Origin of the sequence: Gracilibacillus marinus (genome assembly GCF_042651725.1) — a bacterium.
GTDB lineage: Bacteria > Bacillota > Bacilli > Bacillales > Amphibacillaceae > Gracilibacillus > Gracilibacillus marinus.
On record NZ_JBHSDV010000003.1, the window covers coordinates 16,300 to 42,692 of the forward strand.

Genomic DNA, 26,393 nt, shown 5'->3' on the forward strand with positions numbered 1-26,393 from the left:
AGACAATGATATTTTTTTATGGAATGCATGCCTAGATGAACGATTTAAATAGACGAAGAATAGAATAGGGTAAATATTTTTTTGAATAACGTATGCACAGAAAATAATCGAGTATAGAAATAGAAGTATGACAATGATTAGATGTTGGAGGTTCATTTTATGAAAGCTTACCATTTTATTGGTATTAAAGGAACAGGAATGAGTGCATTAGCACAAATACTAGCAGATTCAGGGATAAGCGTACAAGGTTCAGATATTGATAAGTATATATTCACACAAGATGCACTTGAAAATAAGAATATACCTATATTGCCATTTTCAAAAGATAATTTGCAAGAAGGGTTGACAGTTATTGCTGGGAATGCATTTAAAGACGACCATGAAGAAATTCAGGAAGCTAAACGTTTAGGCTTACCATTTTATCGTTATCATGAATTTTTAGGTGAATGGTTACAAAAGTACACGAGTATTGCAGTAACAGGCGCACACGGAAAAACATCAACAACTGGCCTTTTAGCACATGTGTTGAAACAAAATTTCCCGATTTCTTATTTAATTGGTGATGGGACAGGTTGTGGAGATATAAACAGTGAATATTTTGTTTTTGAGGCATGTGAATATAGAAGACATTTTCTTGCATATGAACCTGATTATGCAATCATGACAAATGTGGATTTTGATCATCCAGATTACTTTACGGATATCCATGATGTATATTCATCGTTTCAGCAGATGGCAGATCGAGTGAAGAAAGGTATAGTTGCTTGTGGTGATGATGAATATCTACAATCTATACAAGCAAAAGTTCCAGTAGTATATTATGGATTAAATGAGAATAATGATTTTCAAGCAAAAAATATTCGAATTGAAGATGGGAAGACAACATTCGATGTACATGTAAGAAATGATTATTATGACACATTCCAAATAAATGGTTTTGGTACTCATAATATTTTGAATGCATTAGCTGTTATTGCGATTTGTCAGTATGAGAATATGCAAGCAGATGAAATCAATCAAATGGTTTCTTTTGAAGGGGTAAAGCGTAGATTTTCAGAAAAAACATTCCATAATCAAATTCTAATTGATGATTACGCACATCATCCTAAGGAAATTGAAGCAACTATAGAAGCAGCAAGAAAAAAATATCCAGATAAAGAGATTGTAGCAATATTTCAACCACATACTTTTACACGAACAAAAACATTTTTAAATGAATTTGCAGCTGCTTTATCTACCGCAGATTGTATCTATTTGTGTGATATTTTTGGATCCGCTCGCGAGAAGCAATCTGATTTAACAATCCAAGATGTGCAAAAACTTATCGACGGAAGCAAAGTACTAGAATTAGATCAAGTAGACATATTAGAACAACATAAAAATAGTGTGTTGGTATTTATGGGTGCAGGTGATATTCAAAAATATCAACAAGCATATGAAAAAAATAATTAAAATAGTGGAAGGAATTAGCATCTTCTTGTAGAATTAGTTTATAAGGATGTTTTTTTCCTTCTTTTTTTTGTTTAGAATAAGTGAGTTCGGGTATACCATAATTATAATATACATAACTTAAGGAGTGAACTAGTATGGAGATATTACTTTATCTAGCAGCAATCATTGCAGCTGTTGCATTTGCAGTTCTTGTTATATACTTAGTGAAAGTGTTAAAAGAAACTCAACGAACAATGTCTAACGTTGCAGATACACTTGAAGGATTAGAAAAGCAAATGGAAGGTATTACGTTAGAAACTACAGCACTACTTAATAAAACGAACAAATTAGCTGATGAAATAAATTCTAAAACAGCTAAACTTAACCCACTGATGGATGGGGTGAAGAACGTTGGTGACAGTGTAAAAGAATTTACTCAGTCTATAAAAAATGTCTCCCAATCTGTTAGTAAAATTGCTGATGAGAACAAAGAAACTACAGCAGAAGCAATTAAATGGAGCACTGTCGTACTAGAATTGTTTAACAAAAATAAAAAAAATAAATTACAATAATGGAGGAATGAGAAATGACAAATCAAACAAACACTACACACACAAATGACGATAACCAAAATATTAATAGCAAAGACTTTTTAATTGGTTCACTAATTGGTGGAATTGTAGGCGCATCTTTAGCTTTAATATTCGCACCTAAATCAGGTAAGGAGCTTCGTGGCGATATTAACCAAGGTGCAGGATATGTGAAGGACCGTGCATCTGAATGGAAAGATGTAGCGTATGTGAAAGGTTCTGAATGGAAAGACTATGCAAAAGAACAATCCACTCAATTAGGACAAACGGTTCAAGAAAAGTCATCTCAAATTTCTAATAAATTAAAAGAAACAACTTCGACTATTCAAGATAAAATCAAAGGAGAACAAGATCCAGAACAAGCAGCTGAAGAAGTTGCAAAAGCAATCGATGATGCAGCAAAAGCCTTTGATGAAACAGATGACGACAATGTAACTAATATTTAATATGTGAAGAATAAAAAAGAGATTGTGATAAAAGTATTTTTTAACCTAAAAAAATCCAAACGATTCGAAAGCTATTTACCGAATCGTTTGGATTTTGTGCATATTAGAAGAAAACTGAGATATCACTCTATTTGGTTATTTGGAGCTTTTTTATACGCTACAATTATAGTAATAATAAAAATATTTGCTTTACTTCATATCGACCACGATCAACTAATAAGCGCCTATCTGTAACAATCCAAAATGCTAGCACTTGCAAGCATTGTAGAACTTCATAAAGCGAAGGCGCACGCTCCCACTCCTATGGGATTCTTTTTCCTGAAAATCAACTTTTCCAAGCGGTCTGCGCTTGGGAAAGTTAGTTGGAGGAAAAAGCCCATGGAAAGGGAAGTGGGCAAGCCGGAGCGGGTTATACGCACACAATTCATTTCACAATTCATCATTTAAGCGATGTCTAATTATTCTTACCGGGCACTTGCGCTTTTGATTCGTCTAGCTCCAGTGCCCAGAAACTAGGCGACTTCGCGAAGCAACGATCAACATAGAAGACTTACCTCATGAGGATACATGAGGTATAGTCGCACTTGTACTGGTGAGTATAAGTCATCATCGATTCGCAAGCTCACCGTGATTCCTTTATTTCTGTTGATGCACTCCAGTCGCTACGTTTCTAAACGGGCACTTACGCTTTTGATTTTTTTAATCAAAATAAATTTCTATGTGGTCGTTTGGTTTTAGTTGTTCGAAAAAGGAAACGGGTTCTTTGTTTTTTAAAGTAACGATTTTTCCTTTTGTATTAGACAAATCTAATGAAATAAAACGGAATATATCTTGGAAAATGAAAGGTTCATCTCTTAATTTTTTCAATTGTAATTTATCGTATTGAAAAAGTTCATCTGACCACTTTAATGCTTCTCCATTTCGTGTCACTTCTATTAATTGATTAGATAATTTAAGTGGTTTATTGTTGTAAACAATATCGATTGATTTCTCCCATTGATAGGGGAAATATGATTTTATATCTTCAAGTATGGGTTGTTGCAATACTTGAATGGTACATTTGTCTCCATTTCTGACATAATCATTCATATTTATTTCTTTGCCATTTACAAGTAGTTGATGTGTATACTGATTCATTTCTAACTTTTGATCATCAATCCATAGAACAAATGGATGGTGTTTATTTTTAATTTCCTCTAAATCACCCCATTTTTTGGTGTGTCGAAATTCAACATTGTCTCCATCTTGAATGATATAATTTGCTGTTTGTTTTTTATTATTTACTAGAATTGTAGGATGTATTTCTTTACGTTCTTCATTAAGGAAAATAGCAAATGGATCACATTCTCCAACTAAATCTTCTATAGACATTTCAGGACTTAAACCATCTGTTCCTTTATTAATTTGGATAGTATCTCCGTTTTGAATCATTGTATCAACAGATGCTTTTTGACCATTAATAAATATTTCTGGAGCTGTTCCAAAACTTCCAGGTAGTGTTAATTGTTTTCCATTATATTGAATAATATAAGCAATACCAGGTTTTCCATATAATTTTTGGATATTCAACCCTGCAGCTAGTAAAACATCTGCCATTGTTAATTGTTTCATTTCAAAAAGACGGATCATTCGTTCGTTTACTGTTACACTTATATAATGTACAGGATTTTGTTTGGCAGCAATCGCAATACCTATAGGTGTAATGAATTCAGGTCCGATTGGTAACTGTTCATTTTTTTCTAAAAGTTGAATGGCATCTACTCCACGAATAGCTACTCTATTTTCTGGTAACTTCAATTTATGTGCGAGACGCTTGGAAAGTTCAGGCGTTTGGCTACCACCACCAACTAACATGACAGCTTTTGGTGGCTTTCCATTCAGAGTTATAAGTTGATCTGCAATTGCTTGTGCTAACTCGTCTACAGAAGGTAAAACAATATCTACTAATTCTCTATATGTTACTTCTTGTTCAAAACCAAGAATATCTTCAATCATCGCAACATTATTTGTCGTAATATCTTTTTTAAATTGCTCTGCTTGATTAAAATCAAGTAAATAATGATCACTAATAGCCTCTGTTATCTCATCACCTGCTTTAGGCACCATACCATATGCTGTGACGGTTCCTTCTGAAGTAAGAGCAATATCACTCGTACCCGCTCCAATATCCACTAGTGCTACATTTAAACGACGCATAGAAGGGGGTATTAATACTTGTATTGCAGCAATTGGTTCTAATGTGAGTGCTTCTAATTTCAAATCCGCTCTCGTTAAAGCAGAAAGTAATGATTCAACAACTACTTTTGGAAGAAACGTAGCAATAATCTCGACAGTTGCATATGTACCTTGTTGATCAATTAATGAACCAATAATTTCATCATCTAAAACATAATTAAGTACAGAATAACCAACACAATAATAATGACTACTACTATCTTTTTCTTCATTTGCTAAATCATATTGTGCTTTTTGAACTGCTTCCAATTCTAGAAATAGAATATCTTCTTCGTTCATTAGTGGTTGTTTTTCTATGTTTTTAGTTGTCTTCACTCGTTTTGTTTTTAATGCACGTCCCGCTGCTGCAACACAGACGCTATCTAAAGTAATGTGATGTTTTTGTTCTAAATGGTATTTCACTCGTTGTATGACATTCGATACTGCAACGATATCATGTATTTGTCCATCTAACATGGATCGTTCATCATGTTCTACAACATAATAATCAATCAGTCTATAAGTTTCATCTATTTTTTCTATTAACAGACCCACAACAGATCTTGTCCCAATATCAAGTGCAAACATTCTATCAGACATGGTTGTTTTCCTTTCTTTTGTATGAATATTTTAAATTTTCTATAAAATATTATAACTAAATGGTGACAAGACGATAAATTTTAGCTATAATAATCCCTAAATATATAGAAAGTATAACACTTTTTTAGTAATTTAAAATAGGAGTAGGGGGATTTTATAATGAGTAATGAACAATTGGATCAGCTTCGTGAAAAGCTAGACCAGATAAACTTAGAGATTTTAGAATTAATTAACAAAAGAGCGGAACTAGTACAACAAACTGGTCAAGCAAAAGAAAAACAAGGTGCAAATCGTAGCTATGATCCTGTTCGTGAACGTGATATGTTAAATCTTATCACAAAAAACAATAATGGGCCTTTCGAAAATTCGACGATTGTTCACTTATTCAAAGAGATTTTTAAAGCAGGACTAGAACTTCAAGAAGATGATCACAGTAAAGCCTTATTAGTATCACGTAAGAAAAAAGCAGAAGATACTGTGATTGATATAAATGGCGATAAATTCGGTGATGGGAACCAACATTTTATTTTTGGACCATGTGCTGTTGAAACATATGAGCAAGTAGCAGAAGTTGCAGCTGCAATTAAAAAAGAAGGCTTAAAATTAATTCGTGGTGGAGCATTTAAACCTAGAACATCTCCATACGATTTCCAAGGGTTAGGATTTGAAGGATTAGAGATCTTAAAGAAAGTATCTGAAGAGTACGGTTTAGCTGTTGTGAGTGAAATTGTTAATCCAGCTCATATTGAAGAGGCTATTAATTATATTGATGTAATTCAAATTGGTGCAAGAAATATGCAGAACTTCGAATTATTAAAAGCAGCTGGTGAAACAAATAAACCAGTATTATTAAAACGTGGAATGTCTGCAACTATTGCTGATTTTATCAATGCAGCAGAATATATTAATTCAAAAGGTAATGGTCAAATTATTCTATGTGAACGTGGTATTCGTACATACGAAACAGCTACAAGAAACACATTAGACATTACAGCAGTACCTATTTTGAAACAAGAAACACACTTGCCTGTAATGGTTGATGTAACGCATTCTACAGGAAGAAGAGATTTATTATTACCTGCAGCAAAAGCAGCACTTGCGATTGGAGCAGATGGTGTAATGGCAGAAGTACACCCTGATCCAGCTGTTGCTTTATCTGATTCTCAACAACAAATGGATATACCAACATTCCATAACTTCATGAAAGAATTATTAAACAAGTAATAATAAAAACACAAGCGATTATGATGCGCTTGTGTTTTTATTTTGTTGTATTGACACCATATTTTCAATAATATAGAAGATAATAGCGTGTTTTTGTGATTTTTTCACATTTCTTTGAAAATATTTATGAAAATTGATGTTTTCCATGTAAAAATTTTCACTATATTTGTTATAATAGTAATGATATACATATTGATTATACGAAAAGTCATAAAAACTATCGTATTATAAAATATATGAAAAACATATAGTAGCATAAATAGATGGAGGTAACGATAATGAATATAACAATTTATGACGTGGCAAGAGAAGCGAATGTATCAATGGCAACAGTATCACGTGTAGTGAATGGTAATCCAAATGTAAAACCAGCAACAAGAAAGAAAGTTTTAGCGACGATCGAGCGTTTAGGGTATCGCCCAAATGCAGTTGCTCGTGGTTTAGCTAGTAAAAAAACAACTACAGTTGGTGTAATTATTCCAGATATCTCAAGTATTTTCTTTTCAGAGTTAGCAAGAGGTATTGATGATATTGCAACAATGTACAAGTACAATATTATTTTAAGTAATTCAGATCAAAATAAAGAAAAAGAATTACGCCTTATTAATACAATGTTTGAGAAACAAGTGGATGGCCTTATTTATATGGGTGCAACTATTTCTGAGGAGCATGTACAACAATTAAAGACATCTCCAGTACCTGTTGCGCTTGCGGCAACTATTGACGGCTCTGACACGATCCCTTCTGTGAACATAGATTATGAACAAGCAGCATATGAAGCGACAAAATACTTAATCGAAAATGGAACAGAACATCCAATCTATGTTACAGGTGTAGAGGATTCTGTTGTATATGAACGCAAATTAAATGGCTATAAAAAAGCATTGGAAGAATCTAATGTTACTTTTAATGAAAATTATAAAATCGAAGTAGACTTTAGTTATGAGGCTGGACTTGATGCTGCAAGTAAAATTGTTGAAATGGAAGATTATCCAAAAGCAATTTTTGCTGCAACAGATGAAATCGCTCTAGGTATTATTCATGGATTACAAGATAAGGGAATGAATGTCCCAGAAGATGTAGAAGTATTTGGATTTGATAATACACGTTTAGCAACAATGGTTCGCCCGACTTTAACTACTGTTGTACAACCAATGTATGATATTGGTGCAGTTGCTATGCGTCTACTTACTAAATTTATGAATAAAGAAACGGTAGAAGAAAAAAATGTGGTTTTACCACACCAAATTGTGAAAAGAAACTCAACAAAATAAAAATAATGCCGATATTCATACTGTAGGTTTCATTACCTAGTATACTTTGAATTGTTTCAAACATTAGGGAGAGAATACAGATGAAAAAGAGAGATATTTTTACTCCGATTGGCATTACTGTCGGATTTATCATGATTATGTTCGGAATTGTTTCAAGTGGTGGTATGAGCGGATTTGTTAGCTTCCTCCATGTGTCCTCCATTTTTATCGTTATCGGTGGACTTATTGCAGCATTACTTGTAAATTTCAATATGCAACAAATGAAATCATTAAAAGATGTGTTTAAAGAAGCATTCAAGCGAAATGACAATGATTTGTCTGATTTAATCGCATTATTTGAGAAATTATCAGAGAGAGCTAGAAGAGAAGGATTACTTGCATTAGAGAATGAATTAGAGAATGTAGACGATCCTTATATTAAGAAAGGGATTCTTCTAGCAATTGATGGTATTGAACCTGAAGTGATTCATGATATTATGAATGCTGAAATAGAAGCAATGGAAGAGAGACATTATCGTGGACGACAGATTTTGGAGAAAGCTGGAGAGTATGCACCAGCATGGGGGATGATTGGTACACTAATCGGACTAATCTTGATGCTACGAAACCTTCAAGAGCCTGAAACATTAGGCCCGAGTATGGCAGTTGCCTTGATTACCACATTTTATGGATCTGTATTAGCAAATCTTGTATTCTTACCTATGGCAGGTAAATTAGAAGCAAAAACAAATGAAGAGATATTTGTCAAACAAGTGATTATTGAAGGTGTCATTGGAGTACAGTCAGGACAAAATCCGAGAATTCTAAAAGAAAAACTAAGTGCATTCCAATCAGATAAAGTAAAACAATTAGACTCAACAGAAGAGCAAGAAGAGTTTACGGAGGAATCTTTTAATGAGGCGTAAACAAATGAAGAAGCGTCCTGAATCAAAAGGTGCTCCTAAATGGATGACAACATACTCTGATATGGTGACACTAATCCTTGTTTTTTTCATTTTGCTTTTTACAATGTCTCAAATTGATGCAGAAAAGTTTGAAAAGGTTGCTATTGCATTAAGAAGTAGTAGCATTTTTGACTCGATGCCTGCAATGATGGAAGAACAAACGATAAAAGAAGACAACAATTTAGAAGTAAAAGAGCCTGTCAAAGAAGATACTCCGACACCAAATCAAGACAATGCGGAAACACCACCTGTTGTAAACAATAATGATATAGAGCGAGAAGATAAAGAAACACTTGATGAACTACTACAAGAAGTCGAATCCTTTTTAAATAAGAATAATTTGAATGATGTAATTACAGCTACAAGAACAGATGAAGGTGTCGTTCTTGTCTTACAAGAAAACGCCTTATTTGAATCAGCTGAAGCAGAAGTATTAGAACCGGCCAAGCCATTTCTAGATAAAGTTAGTACATTATTATCAAATGTTCCGAATATGGTAAGAGTAGAAGGACATACAGATAATCGTCCAATATCTAATTTCAGGTTTCCTTCCAATTGGGAACTATCTGGCGCGAGAGCAAGTAGTGTGATTCGATATATTCTTGAAACGAATTCATTTGATACATCACGATTTATTGCTGCTGGTTTTGGGGATACAAGACCAATTGTACCAAATGATTCTCCAGAAAATTGGAGTAAAAATCGTCGAGTAGAGATTATTATTTTAGAACAAAGCAATTCATAATTTGTGAGAAGAATATAGAGGTTGCCACAAACGAAAGCTTTTCATTACAAAAATCCAAACGATTCAGTACCGACCCAAAAAAGTTAGAGTGATAATCTAACTTTTTTGGTTTTTTTTATGCATACAAATCATTTCATAATTACCCAACCCATTCTGTTATTTTACTTGATTACTACTAGCATTTTCTACAAACTTCAATACTTGTGTTAATATTTGATTGTTGTAATCTGTAATGATTGGTTTTCTTTTGATAGGCGTATACTCATCCAAAGAGTCTTCCCATGTTAGTGGTAATGGAATCCTTTGATTATCTTGCCAATAAGAAAGCCACTCTTTATTAATGAGACCTGTAAAAGCTTGATTCCTTATCATAATCTTCCATAACTGTCCCCATGCACGAGGTACTACTTGCCAAATATCGTATCCGCCCCCACCTAGTGCAAGCCATTTGCCATTACAATATTCATGTGCTAATTGATGAATTTTACTTGGAATTTTATTGAAAATATCCATAGTACAGTGTAAGTGTGTTAATGGGTCTAAATAATGCGCATCTGCTCCATGTTGACTAATAATGATATCTGGTTGATAATATGCGCAAATATCATCTATTGCACGGTTAAAAACATGTAAATAAGATTCATCTTCCGTAAATGCATCCAATGGAAAATTAAAAGAGTATCCAAATCCTTCTTTAATACCTCGCTCACTTGTTTTACCTGTACCGGGATATAAATATCTTCCTGTTTCATGAAAAGACACTGTGCAGACTCTCGGGTCATCGTAAAAGCAATGTTGAACACCATCACCATGATGTGCATCTGTATCTATATATAATACTTTCCAATCTGTATTGTTGAGGATATATTGGATAGCTATCGCAATATCATTAAAAATACAAAATCCTGCAGCATGATCTGGAAATCCATGATGAAGACCACCACCAAGATTCACTACATGGTCTGTTTCATTTTGGATAAGTAAATCACATGCAGTAATTGTTCCTGAAACTAACAACATTGCAGCATCAAACATTCCTTTAAAGGCAGGTGTATCTGCACTACCAATACCATAGTTTGATGGTAGCTTTATCGATGGGTCGTTGCTTGCTTTCTTGACTGCTTGAATGTAGTCTTCTGTATGAATCAATCGCAACAAGGATTCATCAATGGGTACTGGCATAACAATATCTGAGTCTGAGAGTGTATGATGACATTCCAACAAACTTTTTGTTAATTCGATTCTATGTTGATTAAATGGATGATTTTCATGGAATGTATAGTCTGTAAAGTTGCTAGAATAAATGAATTTTGCATTACATGAACTCATTAGAATCCTCCCTTATTGGATCTATCAGTTCATAATTTGATTGCTTTAGATCATTGATTACAGGTATTGGATTCATTGTTTGTATACGAAATATAAGTTGTTTATATCCTGCTGTTGCTGGTAAAGGATATGTGTAGACAGACACAATTTTGATGTTTCTTTGTGTAAATATGTTACTTATTTCTGTCAATACACCAACTTGATCGGGAACCTTTACTACGATTTGCGTACTAGGTTGAGATGTTCCTGTAAATTGTATAAACGTATATAGCATATCTTTTTCTGTTACCATTCCAACAAGTTTTTGATTTGCTACAACCGGAACACAAGCAAATTCCTTGTCATAAAAAATAGAAGCAACCTCGTCAAAGGACTCATTTGGATGTATTGTAATGACAGGAGAAGTCATTATTTTTGAAATAGGTTCAGAGAATATATTGGCTTGAGTCGATTGCTCTAATGTAGATGGGCTCACGTCGCGAATATCTCTGTCTGATACAATACCAATTACATTATCTTCCTCATTGATAATTGGTATGTGTCTAATATGATGCTTTTTTAATAGGTGTATTGCATTTTGGATAGTATCTTCTTTTTTCATTGTAATGACAGGTTGTTTCATTACGTCTCTCACAAGCATCATCATTCACTCCTCTCATAAAAACAATCGTCACATATTCATGAAGCGTATTTTATCAAATCTTTGTCTATCAGAATCTGAAACATTCTCACCGATACGCACCATTAAACAATTTGCAGGGTGCGCCATAATTTCTGGATCATTAGTAGGCATTGGTCTTAATCCACCTGCATTCATCATTTTTTCCATAATTTTGCGGTAGTCCCACACACTTAATTTCGTTTGGGTAAGATCCCAGTGCCAGTAATATTCAGTTGAAATAATAATATAATTCTCCATAAACGGATCAATCATAGCTAATTCAATTAAAGTAGAGCCTAAATGTAATCCTCTATATTCATTTGCTACTTCAATTGCACCAAGCTCTAATAAATTCTCTTTCTTATATAGTGACCATCGTTCAATTGGATCTGGATGTAAAAAGGTAACATAACCGATAATCGTATTGTTTCTCTCGACAATAAAAATTCTACCTTCTTCTAACTCTGCAATTTCTTTTAGTGCTTCTAATTGTTGGTTTGGTGGGCGAAAAGCACATAAGTCAAAGTGCATTGTCAATTCAGATAAGGTAGATGATGACACAGGTCCTTTGACAATAATTGTTTCCGTTTCTAGTTTTATTGTTTTCATTTGTTCATTTTTTGTATGAATCAATCCTTATATCACCTCTTATGAAAACGTTTTATATAACTAGTATACTATATATTTTCGAATAATAAAAAGGAAGAACTTAGTTGTGATAAGTTCTTCCTTTGAGTAGAGTCTATTTTATTCTTCTGTATTTGATTCCTCCGGCTTAGGGTCTGGCTTCGGTTTTTCTTGCTCAGTAGGTTTCGGTTTTGTTTCTTCTTTCTTCTTTTCTTCTTTCTTCTTTTCTTCTTCTTGTTTCTTTTTCTCTTCTTCTTTTTCTTTCTCGAAATCTCCTACAATTACTTTGTTGGAATTAGATGATTCATTTCCTTCGTAATCGACAGCTTTGACAATGTAGACAGCATTTTGATTTGGAACTGTGAAGCTTGTCTCCATTGTGTTTCCGATACGTTGGAAATTGTCGCTATCTGGATTATTCGAACGATAAATTCGATAACCGACAACATCTGAACTTGATGATTTACTCCAACTTAATTTTTGATCTGTTGCTTTTAGACTTTTTGGTGGTTCAGGACTACCTCCTACATTCTTGAAGGAAGTAGTCATATCTGGGAATTGAATTTTTGACCATGCACCTGAACCATGGAATGGAATTAATTGTTTGATATTCGATAACTTATCATAACCCATTTCTTTTAACCAATCAGGATTGAAAATATATCCGTCACCCTCAGTAAATTCTGAAGGTGTTTTGTCCCCAGCTTGAACGGCATTATCCCCAATCATGACGTAAGATTTCTTAATTAAGCTATTATCTTCTTTAGTTGGTACAAAGTTCGCATTATAAATATCTGAACGCACAAGCCCTAAATCAGAACATTCTTTAGATGGAATTAATCCAGAAGTTGCACAATAACTTCTAGATACAATACCACCAGGACGTTCAAATGCTTGGGATGGTGCCATAATTTCTGGTTTCACTTCAGTTGCAGCATTTACTAATTGTGCCCAGAAGATGTTATTGATTGCACCATGTCCTGTTGATAATTTTTGATTATAATCATATCCCATCCAACTACCTAATGTGACATTTGGATTGGATGCAACAAACCATGAGTCTCGGTAATCATTCGATGTACCTGTTTTACCTGCCCAATCAACACCTTTATTATTAAGGGATGCGCGCGCGGCAGTACCAGTCCCACCAGCTTGTGTTAACACATCACGCATCATATCAATGGTTAGGTAACTTGTTTGAGGACTAAATACTTCTTGTTTCTTCACTTCATGTTGATAAAGTACTTCACCATCTTTTGTTTCGATTTTCTCAATCATATATGCATCAACAAATGTACCACCATTTGCAAATGTTGCGTATGCATTTGTATTTTCTTCAACTGTCACACCATTTAATGTACTACCAAGTGTGAGAGACATATTCTCATAATCACTTGAACCGGCTTCATGTGATAGTGCTTCAAATCCCATTTTCTCTAAAAATAACTTAACTGGATTTTGATCAATTATTTTAGAGTACACTTGCAATGCAGATATGTTATGGGAACGATACAATGCTTCACGTACAGAAACTAAACCATAATATCTATTTGGTACATAGTTACTAGGTTTTGTACTTGTATACCCTCTAATTGGTGTATCTACATCTGCAATAATAGAACCAGGTTGTACGACACCTAATTCCATTGCTGGTGCATATGCAGCAAGAGGTTTCATAGTACTACCATTCGGTCTTCTCGAATTGGTTGCGTGGTTTTTTTGAGAAATAGAAAAGTCTCTACCTCCAACAAAACTTAAGATTTTACCAGTACTATTCTCGATAAGTACACTTCCAACTTGCACTGGTTGATACCCTAATGGTTTTTCTTCACCTGTTTCAGGATCTGTAACCATAATTGGTGTATTTGTACGCTCATTTCTTGCGATTTTATCTTCACCATAATTATTGTATTCTTTTGCTACTTTTTGAAAAACAGTATAAATCGGTTTGTCAATTGTTGAATGAATTCTTAATCCAGCACTAGATAATTCACGTTCTGCTTTTATGTGATATTCCTCTAATAACACTGGACTGTCTTCAAGTTCTTCCAATGTGTATCCGTCATTCTTAGCCAATACTTCCATCAAAATATCTTCTGCACGCTGTTGAATTTCAGTTACTAAATAAGGATACGCTTGATTATCTGAATCGTCGTTTTGTTTGAAATCAGCGACAATATCGTAATTAAATGCTTGATCATATTGTTCCTTGTCTATATAACCAGCTTCATGCATTCTAGATAGTACTGTTTTCATACGATTTAACCCTGGTTCCAATCCTTCTTTTTCTTTGATACCACCACTGTTAAGGAATGGTGTATAATAGGATGGACTTTGAGGTAAACCTGCAATAAAGGCGGATTGTGCTAGATTTAACTCATTTGCAGAAACGCCAAAAATACCTTGTGCAGCTGTTTCTACACCAGCTATATTTTGACCAGATGCATTACGTCCAAATGGCACAATATTTAAATATGCTTCTAGTATTTCATCTTTCTTGAAGAATTGTTCAAGTCTCATTGCCAACAGTATTTCTTTTGCTTTACGTTCAAAAGACACTTCATTTGTTAATATTTGATTCTTAATAATTTGTTGGGTTAATGTACTACCACCAGTTTTTACGGCAGAGTTCGTTACTTCTTGAAATACAGCTCTTAAGATTGCTTTTGGCACAATGCCATTATGTGTATTAAAATATTCATCTTCTGTTGCAATAACAGCATTCTGTAGATCCTTACTTACTTTGTCTAGCGTCGTCTCATCTCTTAATAAATCTGTTCTTACTTCTGCTAAGAATTGATTATCAGCAAAATAGAGTTCAGATGTTTCTTCATAGTTGTATATTGCTTTCGTCATCTCTTCTTTTGTTTGAATTTTTTCGTCAGCTACAAGGGAAGCAAAATAGCCTGCACCAAGTCCACCTGCAAAAAAACCACCAATAATGAAGATACTTAAAAATACTAACGTGATATTCCAAATAATATGATAGCTAATTCTAGCTGATTTTTGAATTGTTTTCTTCTTCCATCTTGTTCGAATAGATTGCCAACAATTACGTAAGAAATCTACAATTTTCATTATATTAAAACCCTCCATTTCCCCAATCAATATTATATCACAACAGTCAAACATTCCATTATGTTCTTAAAAATTTTTATTGCATAATAATTTGAATTATGTTAATAATGTATTAATAACTTTATATTTAACAAACGTAGAACGATTGAAGTAAGGATATGATTCACTGTATAGAGAGCTAGCGGTTGGTGTAAGCTAGTCATAATCATTGATTGAATTACGATCGGGAGTTTTCTTCTAGAATGGAAGACGGTGTAGGTGCATCGTTATTTACTTGAGTGGCAATTTATTTTGCAACAAGGGTGGTACCGCGAGACAGACTCGTCCCTTTTTTATGGGAGGAGTTTTTTGTGTTAAAAAATTTAAAAGGAGTTGCGTTGGATGCATATTTTAGATGATTTAAAAGCAAGAGGATTATTGAATCAAGCAACAGATGAAGATGGGTTACGAAAACATTTAAGTGAGAATACAGTAACATTATACTGTGGATTTGATCCAACAGCAGATAGTTTACACATTGGTCATTTATTGCCTGTGTTAATGTTAAAAAGATTTCAAGAAAGTGGCCATCGTCCTATCGCTTTAATCGGTGGGGGAACTGGATTAATTGGTGATCCAAGTGGCCGTTCGACAGAGAGACAATTAAATAGTGTAGATATTGTAAAAGGATATAGTGACAGTATTAAAGAACAACTTGCGAGCATTCTTCATTTTGATGCATCAGAGAGTGGTGCGGTTGCTCGTAATAATTATGAATGGTTATCATCACTTACTGTCATAGAATTTTTACGTGATATTGGAAAACATTTTGGAATTAATTATATGTTAGGCAAAGATTCCGTTGAATCTCGTTTAGAGAATGGTATTTCATTTACTGAGTTTACGTACATGATTCTTCAATCATTTGATTTTATGAATTTATACGAAAAAGAAAATTGTACATTACAAATTGGTGGTAGTGACCAATGGGGTAATATTACTGCAGGAATGGAACTTATTCGAAGAACGAAAGCAGAAAAGGGCGAAGAAGACGCTAAAGTATTTGGGTTAACTGTCCCGCTAATTACGAAGAGTGATGGAACAAAATTCGGTAAAACAGCTGGTGGCGCTGTATGGCTAGATCCAGAAAAGACAACACCATATGAATTTTATCAATTCTGGATTAATACAGATGATCGTGATGTAATTAGATTCTTGAAGTACTTTACATTCCTTGATTTACAAGAGATTGATGCACTCGAAAAAGAATTAGAAGAAGCACCAGAAAAACGTGTGCCACATCGTCGATTAGCAGAGGAAATGACGACATTAGTACACGGTAAAGAAGCATTAGTTCAAGCACAACGAATTACGGAAGCGTTATTTAGTGGTGATGTAAAAAATTTAAATGCGGCAGAAATTGAGCAGGGCTTTAAAGATGTGCCATCAACTACAATAGAAGATAAAGAAATAGCATTAGTTGACTTATTAGTGACTGCAGGTATTGCAAAATCGAAACGCCAAGCGAGAGAAGATATTGCTAATGGAGCAGTCTATATCAATGGTGATAGAAATCAAGATGTTGCATATCAATTAACAGATGCAGATCGTATAGATAATACATTCACGATTATTCGTAGAGGGAAGAAGAAATATTTCTTAATTCGTTACTAAACACATGTAAAAAAGCGAAATGTACTCTCACATTGTGAGAGTACATTTCGCTTTTATTCTTAATAATCCCCTTTTTGTATCCACCAAAAGCTAACGATCAAACCAAGAATTACAATGAGAAATGGTGCGTAGAAATAAACGAACTGATCCATATTGGTGCCTCCTATTTTGTTTTGCCTTCAAGGTACGCTTTGTTAAATAAGAACAATTTGAATAGTAGAAATAAAGATGGAATGAGTAAACAGAATCCAGCAATAAATGCAATAATTAATGCTGTTGCCATTGCATCACTTGTAAATCCTTCTGTTATAGTCAAGTAAGGATACAATAAATATGGATAATGAGAAACTCCATATGCAAAAAAGGCAATGAAAAATTGTAATGTAAGTACAATAAATGCAAGCCCGTAACTTCTTCTAAGCCATAATAAACGTATCGTTAGAAGAAATAGCAAGAATGAAATAGCAAACATCCACCATAAATCTATCATTCGCTCGTAATGATGAATATTGTGAAGACGTAATTCCACGATAATTCCTGCTGCTGTTAGAATTGCAGGAATTGCCCAGATAAGCGCATATTTTCTCATTAATTCTGTTGCTTCTTCATCTTTCGCTTTAGATGCATACCATGTTAGGAATACTGCAGAAATATAAAGGACACTTGTTAAGCTTAAAATAACAATACTCCATGTTAATGGACTTAGAAATAAGTTTAAATAATCTAACTCTATAGAAGAATTGGTTTGAAGAACAAATCCACCCTCTGATATTGTAAGTACAATAGATAAGGAAGCTGGGATGAATAACCCAGAGAAGCCATATAAGTATGTCCACATATTACTTTTTAGTGACCCGTAAGTTGTAAAAGCATAATAAGAACCTCTTATAGCAAGCAAAATAATTGCAATACTTGCAGGCACGAGTAAAATGGTACCATAATAATATGCAGTACTAGGGAAGAAACCAACAATGCCAACAAAGAAGAATACTAAAAATACATTCGTTACTTCCCAAACTGGAGATAAATAGCGTTTAATGATATTGCTAATAATATGTTCTTTCTTTACAAGCACACTATACGCTTGAAAGAAGCCTGCACCGAAATCGATGGATGCAACAATGATATATCCAAATAAGAAACACCACAATACCGAAATACCAATTAGCTCATGAGACATATCATCCACCACCTTTAACATCTTGAAGTTCTTTTTCTACTGGATTTCTTTTGAACATTCTTATTAGTACAATCATACTTGCAATTCCTAATACGATATATAAAGCGATGAATAAATATAACATCACATCAACATGGTTACTTGTTGTTGCAGCATCTTTCGTTCGGAGTATTCCTCGTAATATCCATGGTTGTCTACCAACTTCAGCTAACCACCAACCAGCTTCAATTGCGATGATACACAACGGTCCAGTTAATACAAGCAAGGTAAGGAACCACTTATTGTGAATAAAGGTTCGTCTCAGGAAGTTAGCAACTACATATATTAATCCAATAAATGTAACCCCCATACCGATAATGACCATAATATTAAACAAATAATGAATATATAAAGGAGGGATGTCCTCTTCATTGTATTGATCTAACCCAATTACTTCAGCATTTGGATTTCCGTGTGCTAAAATACTTAAGGCATATGGCAATTTGATGGAATACTGAATATCATTCTCTTCATCTAATATGCCAAACAGAACTAGAGGTGCACCTTCTTCCGTGTGAAAGTGCCATTCCATTGCAGCTAACTTCTCCGGTTGATATGCAGCTAAGAATTTTCCAGAGAAATCACCAATAATTGCCGCTGCAATCGAGAAGACTAATCCAATTTTTACTGTTAAGAGCAATGCTTTTTTGTGATAAATATGATTCGAGCCTTTCATCATTCTAAATGCTGCAATAGATGCTAAAATAAATGCGGAGGTCATATAGGCTGTCGCTAGCACATGTGCCACTTTTGTAGGCATTGCTGGATTGAACATTGCAATTAATGGTTCGACATTAATTAGATTACCATTTTCTAATTCAAATCCTTGTGGTGTGTTCATAAATGCATTTACCATTGTGATAAAAACAGCAGAAAAGGATGCTCCGATTGCAACAGGAATGAGTAAAAGCATATGTTTTCGTTGATTCTCAAATCGATCCCATGTATATAAGTAAATCCCAAGAAAAATCGCTTCAAAGAAAAATGCAAATGTCTCCATAAATAGTGGTAGAGCAATCACGTTCCCTGCTAACTCCATAAATGTAGGCCATAGTAGATTTAATTGAAGTCCAATGGCGGTTCCTGTTACAACGCCAACTGCTACTGTAATAATAAATCCTCGTGTCCATCGTCTAGCTAATAATATGTAATGTTCATCTTGTTTCTTGATTCCTAGCCATTGCGCCATAAATATTAATAATGGCACACCTACACCTATTGTTGCATAGATGATATGGAAGGTAAGGGTAAGTTCTGTTAACATTCGACTAAATAAGACGGAGTCATAATGTTCCATTGTTTCATCTCCATTTAAATAAATATTCTTCTAAATATAGATAATCCTAAAAGAAAAACAACAATGACAATTAATATAAATAATCGTTTCTCATGTTTTTTATACATATAGTCGCCTACCTTAAGTTGATAAAAAATACTTTTCTATTTTCAACTAAAGCCTTTTTTTTATACGCAAAACGCATGGTTTTATACATAAAATTGCTATTCTTGCTTAAATCGATTACAATATTTTTTATGTGTCTTGGATATTTTGCTGAAAAATCGGGTATACGATGAACAAAAGGAGAGTGGGCAACATGAAGAGTGTAGAAGATTTTTTGGGAAAAATCATTGACTTTGGAAATATGGTGCTATGGGATTACATACTCATTTATTTATTACTTGCAGTAGGTTTATATTTCACATTTCGATCTCGATTTGTACAATTTAGATTGTTTGGTGAGATGTTTAAAGTAATTAGTGAAGAGGCGGTAGAGCAAAGTGGAAAGCGTGGAACAAATGCCTTTCAAGCTTTTAGTATCACTATTGCTTCAAGAGTAGGGACAGGAAATTTAGCAGGTGTTGCATTAGCTGTTGCAATTGGTGGACCTGGTGCAATTTTCTGGATGTGGGTGGTTGCATTAATCGGTATGGCAACAGCATTTATTGAAAGTTCATTAGCTCAAGTATATAAAGTACCAGATAAAGAAGGATTTCGTGGTGGTCCAGCATATTATATGGAGAAGGCGCTTGGACAGAAATGGTTAGGTGTATTTTTCTCGGTATTAATTACAATCACATTTGGATTTGTATTTAATGCCGTACAATCTAACACGATTTCGCAAGCGGTAGATCAAGCATTTAATATTGACCCAATGTGGACAGGTATAGCATTAGTTGTCTTATCTGGACTTGTTATATTCGGAGGAATTAAGCGAATTGCAAACGTTGCAGGTGTCATTGTACCAATCATGTCATTAATTTATTTACTTGTAGGTTTATATGTTGTGATTACGAATTTTACTGCAATACCTGATGTGTTTATGCTAATTATAAGAAATGCATTTGGTTTAGAAGAAGTATTTGGTGGTGGAGCAGGTGCAGCGATGATGTATGGTGTACGTCGTGGGCTTTTCTCCAATGAAGCTGGTATGGGTAGTGCGCCGAATGCTGCTGCGACAGCAGGTGTGAATCACCCTGTTAAACAAGGACTTGTACAATCATTAGCGGTATTTTTTGATACGATTGTTATCTGTAGTGTAACTGCTTTTATCGTTATTTTATATGATAATTTTTACCAAGCTTCTGAAGATGGTATACAGTTAACACAAGTAGCATTAAGTCACCATGTTGGTGAATGGGCATCTATCTTCTTAGCAATTGTTATTTTCTTCTTTGCATTTAGCTCGATTGTAGGAAATTATTATTATGGCGAAACAAATGTGAGCTTCTTAAATCATAGTAAACAATGGTTAACTTTATATCGTATTTTCGTTTTAGGAATGGTTATGTTCGGTGCATTGGCTAAAATCCAATTAGTATGGAACATGGCAGATCTATTTATGGCATTAATGGCAATTGTCAACTTAATTGCAATTGTTTTATTAAGTAAAATATCTATCCAAGTATTACAAGACTACACAAAACAGAAAAAAGAAGGAAAAGACCCGATATTCCACTATAAAAATATTACAGGATTAAAAAATATTTCATGGTGGGGAGCACAAAACGAGAAAAAATAGTAAATTTTATCTAAATAAATAAGATTTTTAACTGATGTGCATCCTAAAAGTTAGACGAACTAATTCTAACTTTTGGGGTGTTTTTTTGGAGTCATATTTGATAAAGGATTTAAGCAAAATGTGGATAACACTTCAATTACAACTTCATTATTTATAGTCGGCTTTGATTAAAATTTATTAGATGGTAATTAGTTCTATCTTGTGGTAAAATATTCAAGTATATTATGAGGAGGATATTGAATGAAGAAAATTATATTAATAGTCGCATTAATCTGTATGTTTGTCTTAACAGCTTGTGGAAATGATACGGATGAAAAGAAAGTAGATGAAAATACATCTACAGAGACAGATTCAGCAAATGGTTCAGAGCAAAATGTAGAAGTAGATAAGAATCTATTAAGTGTAGAAGTAACGATACCAGCTTCTATGGTCGAGTCTACAGAAGATACCCTTGCTGCAGCGGAAGAAGAAGGACTAAAAGTAACAGAAAATGAAGATGGTAGCTTAACATACAAAATGTCAAAGGCTAAACATAAGGAACTTCTAAGTGAAATTGGTTCACAAATAGATCAATCTATAGAAGAATATAAAACAAGTGGTGACTTTGTTTCTATTCAAGATGTTGTGGCAAACAAGGACTATTCTGAATTTACTGTTGTTGTGAATGAAGCCGATTATGAGAACAGTATGGATGGTTTTATCGTGTTAGGATTAGGGGTTAGTGGTATGATGTACCAATTATATGATGGGAAATCAGCAGACAATTATAATGTTGAAATTAATGTAGAGAATGAAAATGGAGAAGTGTTAAGCACTGTAAACTATCCAGAGGCATTAGAAGAATTAGAAAATATGGAAGTAGAATGAGTGAAAACCCTGAAAACTTGTAGTGATAAGTTTTCAGGGTTTTTTGTAATTATATACATGTGACAATTTTGATTAGGAAACTCCGTTTATGCTGCTTTCTCATTAGCAATCGTTGTTTTTTTGGTTTTCAAGAAGAGTGAAAATACTAATCCAACAATGGAAAGAATCGTTGCAACCCAAAAAACTGTTTGATACCCACTAATAGCAGCATCTCCTGCTACTTGTGCCATTGCTTCTTGTTCAGATAAGCCTGCAATATCTGATTGATTTGGTTGATAATTGCTCGCGGTTGTTGTCATTAACGTAATTAATATAGCTGTACCGATAGAAGCAGATACTTGTTGCATCGTATTAGCCATAGCCGTACCGTGTGAATGCAATTCCATTGGTAATTGATTTAATCCAGCAGTCATTACTGGCATCATAACAAGTGATAATCCAAACATACGAATGGCATAGATGATCACAAGGTAGTTAAATGCTGTGTCTAGTGCAAGGTTCGTAAACAGAAATGTTGTAATTGTAACTATTGTAAGTCCACTTGCAGCTAACCATTTCGCACCAAACTTATCAAACAACATACCTGTAATTGGTGACATAATCCCCATCACAATAGCACCTGGAAGTAGCATGAGACCAGAGTCTAATGGAGAGAAATCTCTAGTGTTTTGCATATACAGTGGTAAGATCGTCTCAGCACCAATTAACGCCATTAATACAATCATCGTGATGACTAATGATAATGAATAGACAGGATATTTAAAAACGCGAAATTCAAGCATTGGTTTTTTAATTTTTAGTTGACGAATGATAAACAGAGTTAAAATAATCGCACCACTAATAATAAATGTTAATCCAGTAGTACTTATACCGCCAGACGCCTCACCTGGACCGTGTCCTCCAACCGTTGAAAATCCGTATAGTAAGCCACCAAAACCGAATGATGACAATAAGATGGATAGTATATCAATTTTAGGAAAGGTTTGATTTGTAACATTTTTAACATAAATAAATGCAACAATAATTGCGATGATGACGATTGGCAATACGACATAAAATAGTCCTCTCCATGAGGTGAATTCAAGCAACCATCCAGATAATGTTGGGCCAATTGCAGGAGCAAAGGAGATAACAATCCCTGCCATTCCCATTGCTGCACCACGCTTTTCGATAGGGAAGATAGCTAACATAACGGTCATCATTAGTGGAAGCATAATCCCAGATCCTGATGCTTGGATTATACGTGCTATAAGTAATAATTCAAAGCTATGTGATATAGAAGCAATGAATGTACCTAATGCAAATATGCTTAATGCAGTAATAAATAATTGTCTTGTCGTAAAACGTTCAATAAGAAAAGCTGAAATAGGAATCATAATCCCATTTGTAAGTAAGAATGCGGTAGTTAGCCATTGTACTTGTGTTTCTAAAATACCAAAATCATCCATAATACTAGGTAATGCTGTTGCAAGTAATGTTTCATTTAATAGACCAACAAAAGCCCCAATTAACATAACTGCAACCATAGGTATTCGCTTCACATTTTCTAAATTCGTTTGTTGATTCATCAATTTTCCCCCTGTTGTAGCAATTGTTCTAATTGCCATATTATTATTTGTAATTCTTTTTTTTGTTTTAGAAAATATAACAATGCCTCTAATAAAGGAACATTGATACTCTCTTTATTCCATTCAGTCTCTATAAGCAAAAGTACTTCATTATACTTCGATTGCTCAGATTTGTCTTGAATGTTGTGCATCATTTGCTTCAAATCCTGAATCAGTTGTGTCTTATTTTTTGGATGGTTGTGAGCAAGTAAAGGTTCTCTTTCTTCAATATGCTGGATAATAGAGTGTATATGATGACTAACCCAATCAGCAATCGATGCAGGAGAAATTTGCAGTTTCCGATGAATAACAATCTGAATAATATACTCACGCATCATACCTTCTAATAACAGAACTAAATCTGATAGATACTTTTCCAACTTTTCACCATATATATGGAAAAAGATACGGTAGTGATTATTGATCGTTGCTTCATGAATTCTTTCCATACGATCGGTAATTGCACCATTCGAATTAGGTGGGAATTCTCTGAAAAGCACATAGAAAAAAGACTGGTTTTCCATCCATGCTTCGACTTCTAACTCAATATAGTTAGCTAGTGAATGTATGGAATTTGATTCATTCCAATCAAATTCATTTGTGCGTTGTGTAATTTTATGGTAATATTCATCAATTAAATCGAGCATTAACGCTTGCTTCGATTTGAAATAGTTATAAAAACCGCCTTTTGAGATATTAGCACCATCAGCAATTTCTTGTATAGAAGTTTCATTAAATCCTTTTTCAGCGAATAAATTTAAGGCGATTTGAGTGATTTCTGTTTTCTTAGACAACAAAGAGCCTCCTTATTTTGACTAATCGGTATGGTTTTCTGACTAATTGGTCACTCGGCTATATTATAGGATATATAAACTAATGTCAATCAATAGGATTTTCGTATTATGGAGTTATTTAAAGGGATAATATTTTGAGTTTTTTGGATGTATAAACAGACGAGAATAGTAGCAAGGTTTGGAGGTGTTGATATTAAAATAGTTTATCCTCGATTATGTGGAGAAATTGAAACTGAGTTTGAAGATTGTGTTAGATGTGAATGTGGTGTGCATATAAAAAATAATGCAGGGATTTGAATTATATTAATAAAAAAATCATTTTGTAGACAAAAGTGGTGATGAAAATTAAATGATATAACATTTAAAAGTTTATTTTTTTCAAGATTATGTGTATTTAATCTAGTAAAGTGTAACTATGTAATATAGAAGTTTCTTTTACGTGTGGCTTGTTTGTGAAGAACAGATCTTTTTAAATATTATTTCAATTTGAATACACTGCTTGTAATAATATTTTAGATTTAAGAAAATAAAGCCCCATAGAATGTTGTTATAGCAACATTCTATGGGGTTACTTTCATTAATCTGCAAACTATATAGATTAACGAGAGTAGAACTCAACAATAAGTGCTTCGTTGATTTCAGCTGGTAATTCAGAACGCTCTGGTAAGCGAGTGTAAGTACCTTCTAATTTATCTGCATCGAAAGATACGTAGTCAGGTGTGAAGTTGTTAACCTCTACAGCCTCTTTAATAATATCAAGGTTAAGAGATTTTTCACGAACACCAATTACTTGACCAGGTTTTACTTCGTATGAAGGAATATCTACACGACTTCCATCAACAGTAATGTGACCATGGTTTACTAATTGACGAGCTTGACGACGAGTACGAGCAAGACCAAGACGGTAAACTAAGTTATCTAAGCGAGATTCAAGAAGAATCATGAAGTTCTCACCATGGATACCTTTGATTTTGCTAGCTCTGTTGAATAAGTTACGGAATTGACGTTCGTTTACTCCGTACATGAAACGTAATTTTTGTTTTTCTTGTAACTGTAAACCATATTCAGATAGTTTACGACGTTGATTAGGTCCGTGTTGACCTGGTGCGTAAGGGCGTTTGTCTAACTCCTTACCAGTACCTGTTAATGAGATACCAAGACGACGAGACTTTTTCCATACAGATCCTGTATAGCGAGCCATAGTGCATCTTCTCCTTTATATATTAGATTTGCATAAATAAGACAGTGTGTTCCAATATCGTCAGCCATTTTATTTTCATGTATCTTCGCCCTAGTAGCAGAGAGTTACGCGATACACCTTATTAAAATAAGGAATAAAATGGTCAGCCGGCGGTTCACATAGGCTACCTTTTTTACACAAACTCCATTATATGATTTTCCTAGAACGAAGTCAAGAGAATTAAATGAATTTCTCCAGTGTCGCAACAAATTCTTCTAAATATTTTTTATCGATTTCATCAAAGCGATATGTGCTAGGACTATCAATATCTAATACACCAAAAATACGACCGTCTTTTCTTATTGGTACGACAATTTCTGACTGACTAGCAGCGTCACAAGCAATATGTCCTGGGAATTGATTGACGTCCATGACAAGTTGTGTAGTTTCTTCACTTACTGCAGTTCCACATACACCTTTACCAATTTTAATTCGTACACATGCAGGAAGTCCTTGGAATGGCCCAAGTACAAGCTCTTCCTCTTTTAATAAATAAAAACCTACCCAATTCACATTATCTAAAAATTGATTGAGAAGTGCAGATGCGTTGGATAGATTTGCAATAATATCTGTCTCTCCATCTAGTAATGCATCCAATTGTTTAATAACAAGCGGATAATCTTTTTCTTTATCACCATTATAGTGACTAACGTTAAACATTTGTAGTCCCCTCTCTATGTTGTTGTATTTTATCGAAAGATTGTATCTATCGTATAATATCTTTAAAAATGTGACAAATTTCAGCAACTTTTGAATCACTTTTTTGCATTTATTTCAAGTATTGCAAAAAGAAATTAGATAAATATTAAAAATCTTGGCAAAAACAGTGC

22 protein-coding genes and 1 other annotated feature are annotated in these 26,393 nt (G+C 33.9%); of the genes, 10 read left to right on the top strand and 12 right to left on the bottom strand.

The window, feature by feature from the left end:
- The first annotated feature begins 159 nt into the window (after nt 1-159).
- The 3 genes from murC to ACFOZ1_RS10310 all read left to right on the top strand — a co-directional run bounded on the left by murC (nt 160) and on the right by ACFOZ1_RS10310 (nt 2,467).
- Nucleotides 160-1,452, top strand: coding sequence for a UDP-N-acetylmuramate--L-alanine ligase (murC, locus tag ACFOZ1_RS10300; protein WP_390199047.1), 1,293 nt, complete (start codon nt 160-162; stop codon nt 1,450-1,452).
- A 134-nt stretch (nt 1,453-1,586) separates the two neighbouring features.
- Complete coding sequence (locus ACFOZ1_RS10305; RefSeq protein ID WP_390199049.1) at nt 1,587-2,003, top strand: DUF948 domain-containing protein; 417 nt, start codon at nt 1,587-1,589, stop codon at nt 2,001-2,003.
- Between the two features lie 14 nt (nt 2,004-2,017).
- Nucleotides 2,018-2,467, top strand: coding sequence for a YtxH domain-containing protein (locus ACFOZ1_RS10310; RefSeq protein WP_390199050.1), 450 nt, complete (start codon nt 2,018-2,020; stop codon nt 2,465-2,467).
- A 699-nt stretch (nt 2,468-3,166) separates the two neighbouring features.
- Here ACFOZ1_RS10310 and ACFOZ1_RS10315 read toward each other — a convergent pair.
- A complete protein-coding gene (locus ACFOZ1_RS10315; RefSeq protein WP_390199051.1) occupies nt 3,167-5,281 on the bottom strand; it encodes a cell division FtsA domain-containing protein in 2,115 nt (704 codons plus the stop codon).
- A gap of 159 nt (nt 5,282-5,440) precedes the next feature.
- Between ACFOZ1_RS10315 and ACFOZ1_RS10320 the strand changes: the two genes are divergently transcribed.
- From ACFOZ1_RS10320 to motS, 4 genes are all read left to right on the top strand, one after another.
- The gene (locus tag ACFOZ1_RS10320; protein ID WP_390199052.1) at nt 5,441-6,505 is read left to right on the top strand and encodes a bifunctional 3-deoxy-7-phosphoheptulonate synthase/chorismate mutase; all 1,065 of its coding nucleotides are present in this window, start codon (nt 5,441-5,443) and stop codon (nt 6,503-6,505) included.
- A gap of 278 nt (nt 6,506-6,783) precedes the next feature.
- Nucleotides 6,784-7,779, top strand: coding sequence for a catabolite control protein A (ccpA, locus tag ACFOZ1_RS10325; RefSeq protein WP_390199054.1), 996 nt, complete (start codon nt 6,784-6,786; stop codon nt 7,777-7,779).
- An 80-nt stretch (nt 7,780-7,859) separates the two neighbouring features.
- Nucleotides 7,860-8,684: a flagellar motor protein MotP gene (motP, locus tag ACFOZ1_RS10330; protein WP_390199056.1), complete on the top strand. Its 825-nt coding sequence runs from the start codon at nt 7,860-7,862 to the stop codon at nt 8,682-8,684.
- Nucleotides 8,674-9,468: a flagellar motor protein MotS gene (motS, locus tag ACFOZ1_RS10335; RefSeq protein ID WP_390199058.1), complete on the top strand. Its 795-nt coding sequence runs from the start codon at nt 8,674-8,676 to the stop codon at nt 9,466-9,468. Before motP ends, motS begins: the two co-directional genes overlap by 11 nt.
- A gap of 156 nt (nt 9,469-9,624) precedes the next feature.
- Here motS and ACFOZ1_RS10340 read toward each other — a convergent pair whose 3' ends face one another.
- The 4 genes from ACFOZ1_RS10340 to ACFOZ1_RS10355 all read right to left on the bottom strand — a co-directional run bounded on the left by ACFOZ1_RS10340 (nt 9,625) and on the right by ACFOZ1_RS10355 (nt 15,163).
- The gene (locus tag ACFOZ1_RS10340; protein ID WP_390199059.1) at nt 9,625-10,797 is read right to left on the bottom strand and encodes an acetoin utilization protein AcuC; all 1,173 of its coding nucleotides are present in this window, start codon (nt 10,795-10,797) and stop codon (nt 9,625-9,627) included.
- On the bottom strand, nt 10,784-11,437 hold the full coding sequence (locus ACFOZ1_RS10345; RefSeq protein ID WP_390199060.1) for a CBS and ACT domain-containing protein: 654 nt from the start codon (nt 11,435-11,437) through the stop codon (nt 10,784-10,786). The genes ACFOZ1_RS10340 and ACFOZ1_RS10345 overlap by 14 nt, the downstream gene beginning before the upstream one ends.
- Before the next feature lie 30 nt (nt 11,438-11,467).
- Nucleotides 11,468-12,091 carry a GNAT family N-acetyltransferase gene (locus ACFOZ1_RS10350; protein WP_390199062.1) on the bottom strand — a complete coding sequence of 208 codons (624 nt, stop codon included), beginning with the start codon at nt 12,089-12,091 and terminating at the stop codon, nt 11,468-11,470.
- Nucleotides 12,092-12,205: 114 nt separating this feature from the next.
- On the bottom strand, nt 12,206-15,163 hold the full coding sequence (locus ACFOZ1_RS10355; protein WP_390199064.1) for a transglycosylase domain-containing protein: 2,958 nt from the start codon (nt 15,161-15,163) through the stop codon (nt 12,206-12,208).
- Between the two features lie 128 nt (nt 15,164-15,291).
- Nucleotides 15,292-15,495, top strand: a binding site (T-box leader).
- A 49-nt stretch (nt 15,496-15,544) separates the two neighbouring features.
- Between ACFOZ1_RS10355 and tyrS the strand changes: the two genes are divergently transcribed.
- Nucleotides 15,545-16,816: a tyrosine--tRNA ligase gene (gene tyrS, locus ACFOZ1_RS10360; RefSeq protein ID WP_390199066.1), complete on the top strand. Its 1,272-nt coding sequence runs from the start codon at nt 15,545-15,547 to the stop codon at nt 16,814-16,816.
- Between the two features lie 59 nt (nt 16,817-16,875).
- Here the strand turns inward: tyrS and cydS are convergent, their stop codons facing one another.
- Genes cydS through ACFOZ1_RS10375 form a run of 3 tightly spaced genes read right to left on the bottom strand, consistent with a single transcriptional unit; the run spans nt 16,876 to nt 19,332 of the window.
- Nucleotides 16,876-16,968, bottom strand: coding sequence for a cytochrome bd oxidase small subunit CydS family protein (gene cydS / locus ACFOZ1_RS10365; RefSeq protein WP_390199068.1), 93 nt, complete (start codon nt 16,966-16,968; stop codon nt 16,876-16,878).
- Nucleotides 16,969-16,979: 11 nt separating this feature from the next.
- On the bottom strand, nt 16,980-17,996 hold the full coding sequence (locus tag ACFOZ1_RS10370; protein ID WP_390199069.1) for a cytochrome d ubiquinol oxidase subunit II: 1,017 nt from the start codon (nt 17,994-17,996) through the stop codon (nt 16,980-16,982).
- A gap of 1 nt (nt 17,997) precedes the next feature.
- The gene (locus tag ACFOZ1_RS10375; RefSeq protein ID WP_390199071.1) at nt 17,998-19,332 is read right to left on the bottom strand and encodes a cytochrome ubiquinol oxidase subunit I; all 1,335 of its coding nucleotides are present in this window, start codon (nt 19,330-19,332) and stop codon (nt 17,998-18,000) included.
- Nucleotides 19,333-19,630: 298 nt separating this feature from the next.
- On the opposite strand from ACFOZ1_RS10375, the gene ACFOZ1_RS10380 reads away from it, so the two are divergent.
- Both ACFOZ1_RS10380 and ACFOZ1_RS10385 read left to right on the top strand, forming a co-directional pair.
- On the top strand, nt 19,631-21,055 hold the full coding sequence (locus ACFOZ1_RS10380) for an alanine/glycine:cation symporter family protein (protein ID WP_390199072.1): 1,425 nt from the start codon (nt 19,631-19,633) through the stop codon (nt 21,053-21,055).
- Nucleotides 21,056-21,295: 240 nt separating this feature from the next.
- Nucleotides 21,296-21,922, top strand: coding sequence for a hypothetical protein (locus tag ACFOZ1_RS10385; protein WP_390199074.1), 627 nt, complete (start codon nt 21,296-21,298; stop codon nt 21,920-21,922).
- Between the two features lie 86 nt (nt 21,923-22,008).
- Here the strand turns inward: ACFOZ1_RS10385 and ACFOZ1_RS10390 are convergent, their stop codons facing one another.
- From ACFOZ1_RS10390 to ACFOZ1_RS10405, 4 genes are all read right to left on the bottom strand, one after another.
- Complete coding sequence (locus tag ACFOZ1_RS10390) at nt 22,009-23,490, bottom strand: MDR family MFS transporter (RefSeq protein ID WP_390199075.1); 1,482 nt, start codon at nt 23,488-23,490, stop codon at nt 22,009-22,011.
- On the bottom strand, nt 23,490-24,323 hold the full coding sequence (locus tag ACFOZ1_RS10395; protein ID WP_390199076.1) for a TetR/AcrR family transcriptional regulator: 834 nt from the start codon (nt 24,321-24,323) through the stop codon (nt 23,490-23,492). The genes ACFOZ1_RS10390 and ACFOZ1_RS10395 overlap by 1 nt, the downstream gene beginning before the upstream one ends.
- 598 nt (nt 24,324-24,921) lie before the next feature.
- Nucleotides 24,922-25,524: a 30S ribosomal protein S4 gene (gene rpsD / locus ACFOZ1_RS10400; RefSeq protein ID WP_390199078.1), complete on the bottom strand. Its 603-nt coding sequence runs from the start codon at nt 25,522-25,524 to the stop codon at nt 24,922-24,924.
- Nucleotides 25,525-25,743: 219 nt separating this feature from the next.
- On the bottom strand, nt 25,744-26,223 hold the full coding sequence (locus tag ACFOZ1_RS10405) for a GAF domain-containing protein (protein WP_390199080.1): 480 nt from the start codon (nt 26,221-26,223) through the stop codon (nt 25,744-25,746).
- Nucleotides 26,224-26,393 lie beyond the last annotated feature (170 nt).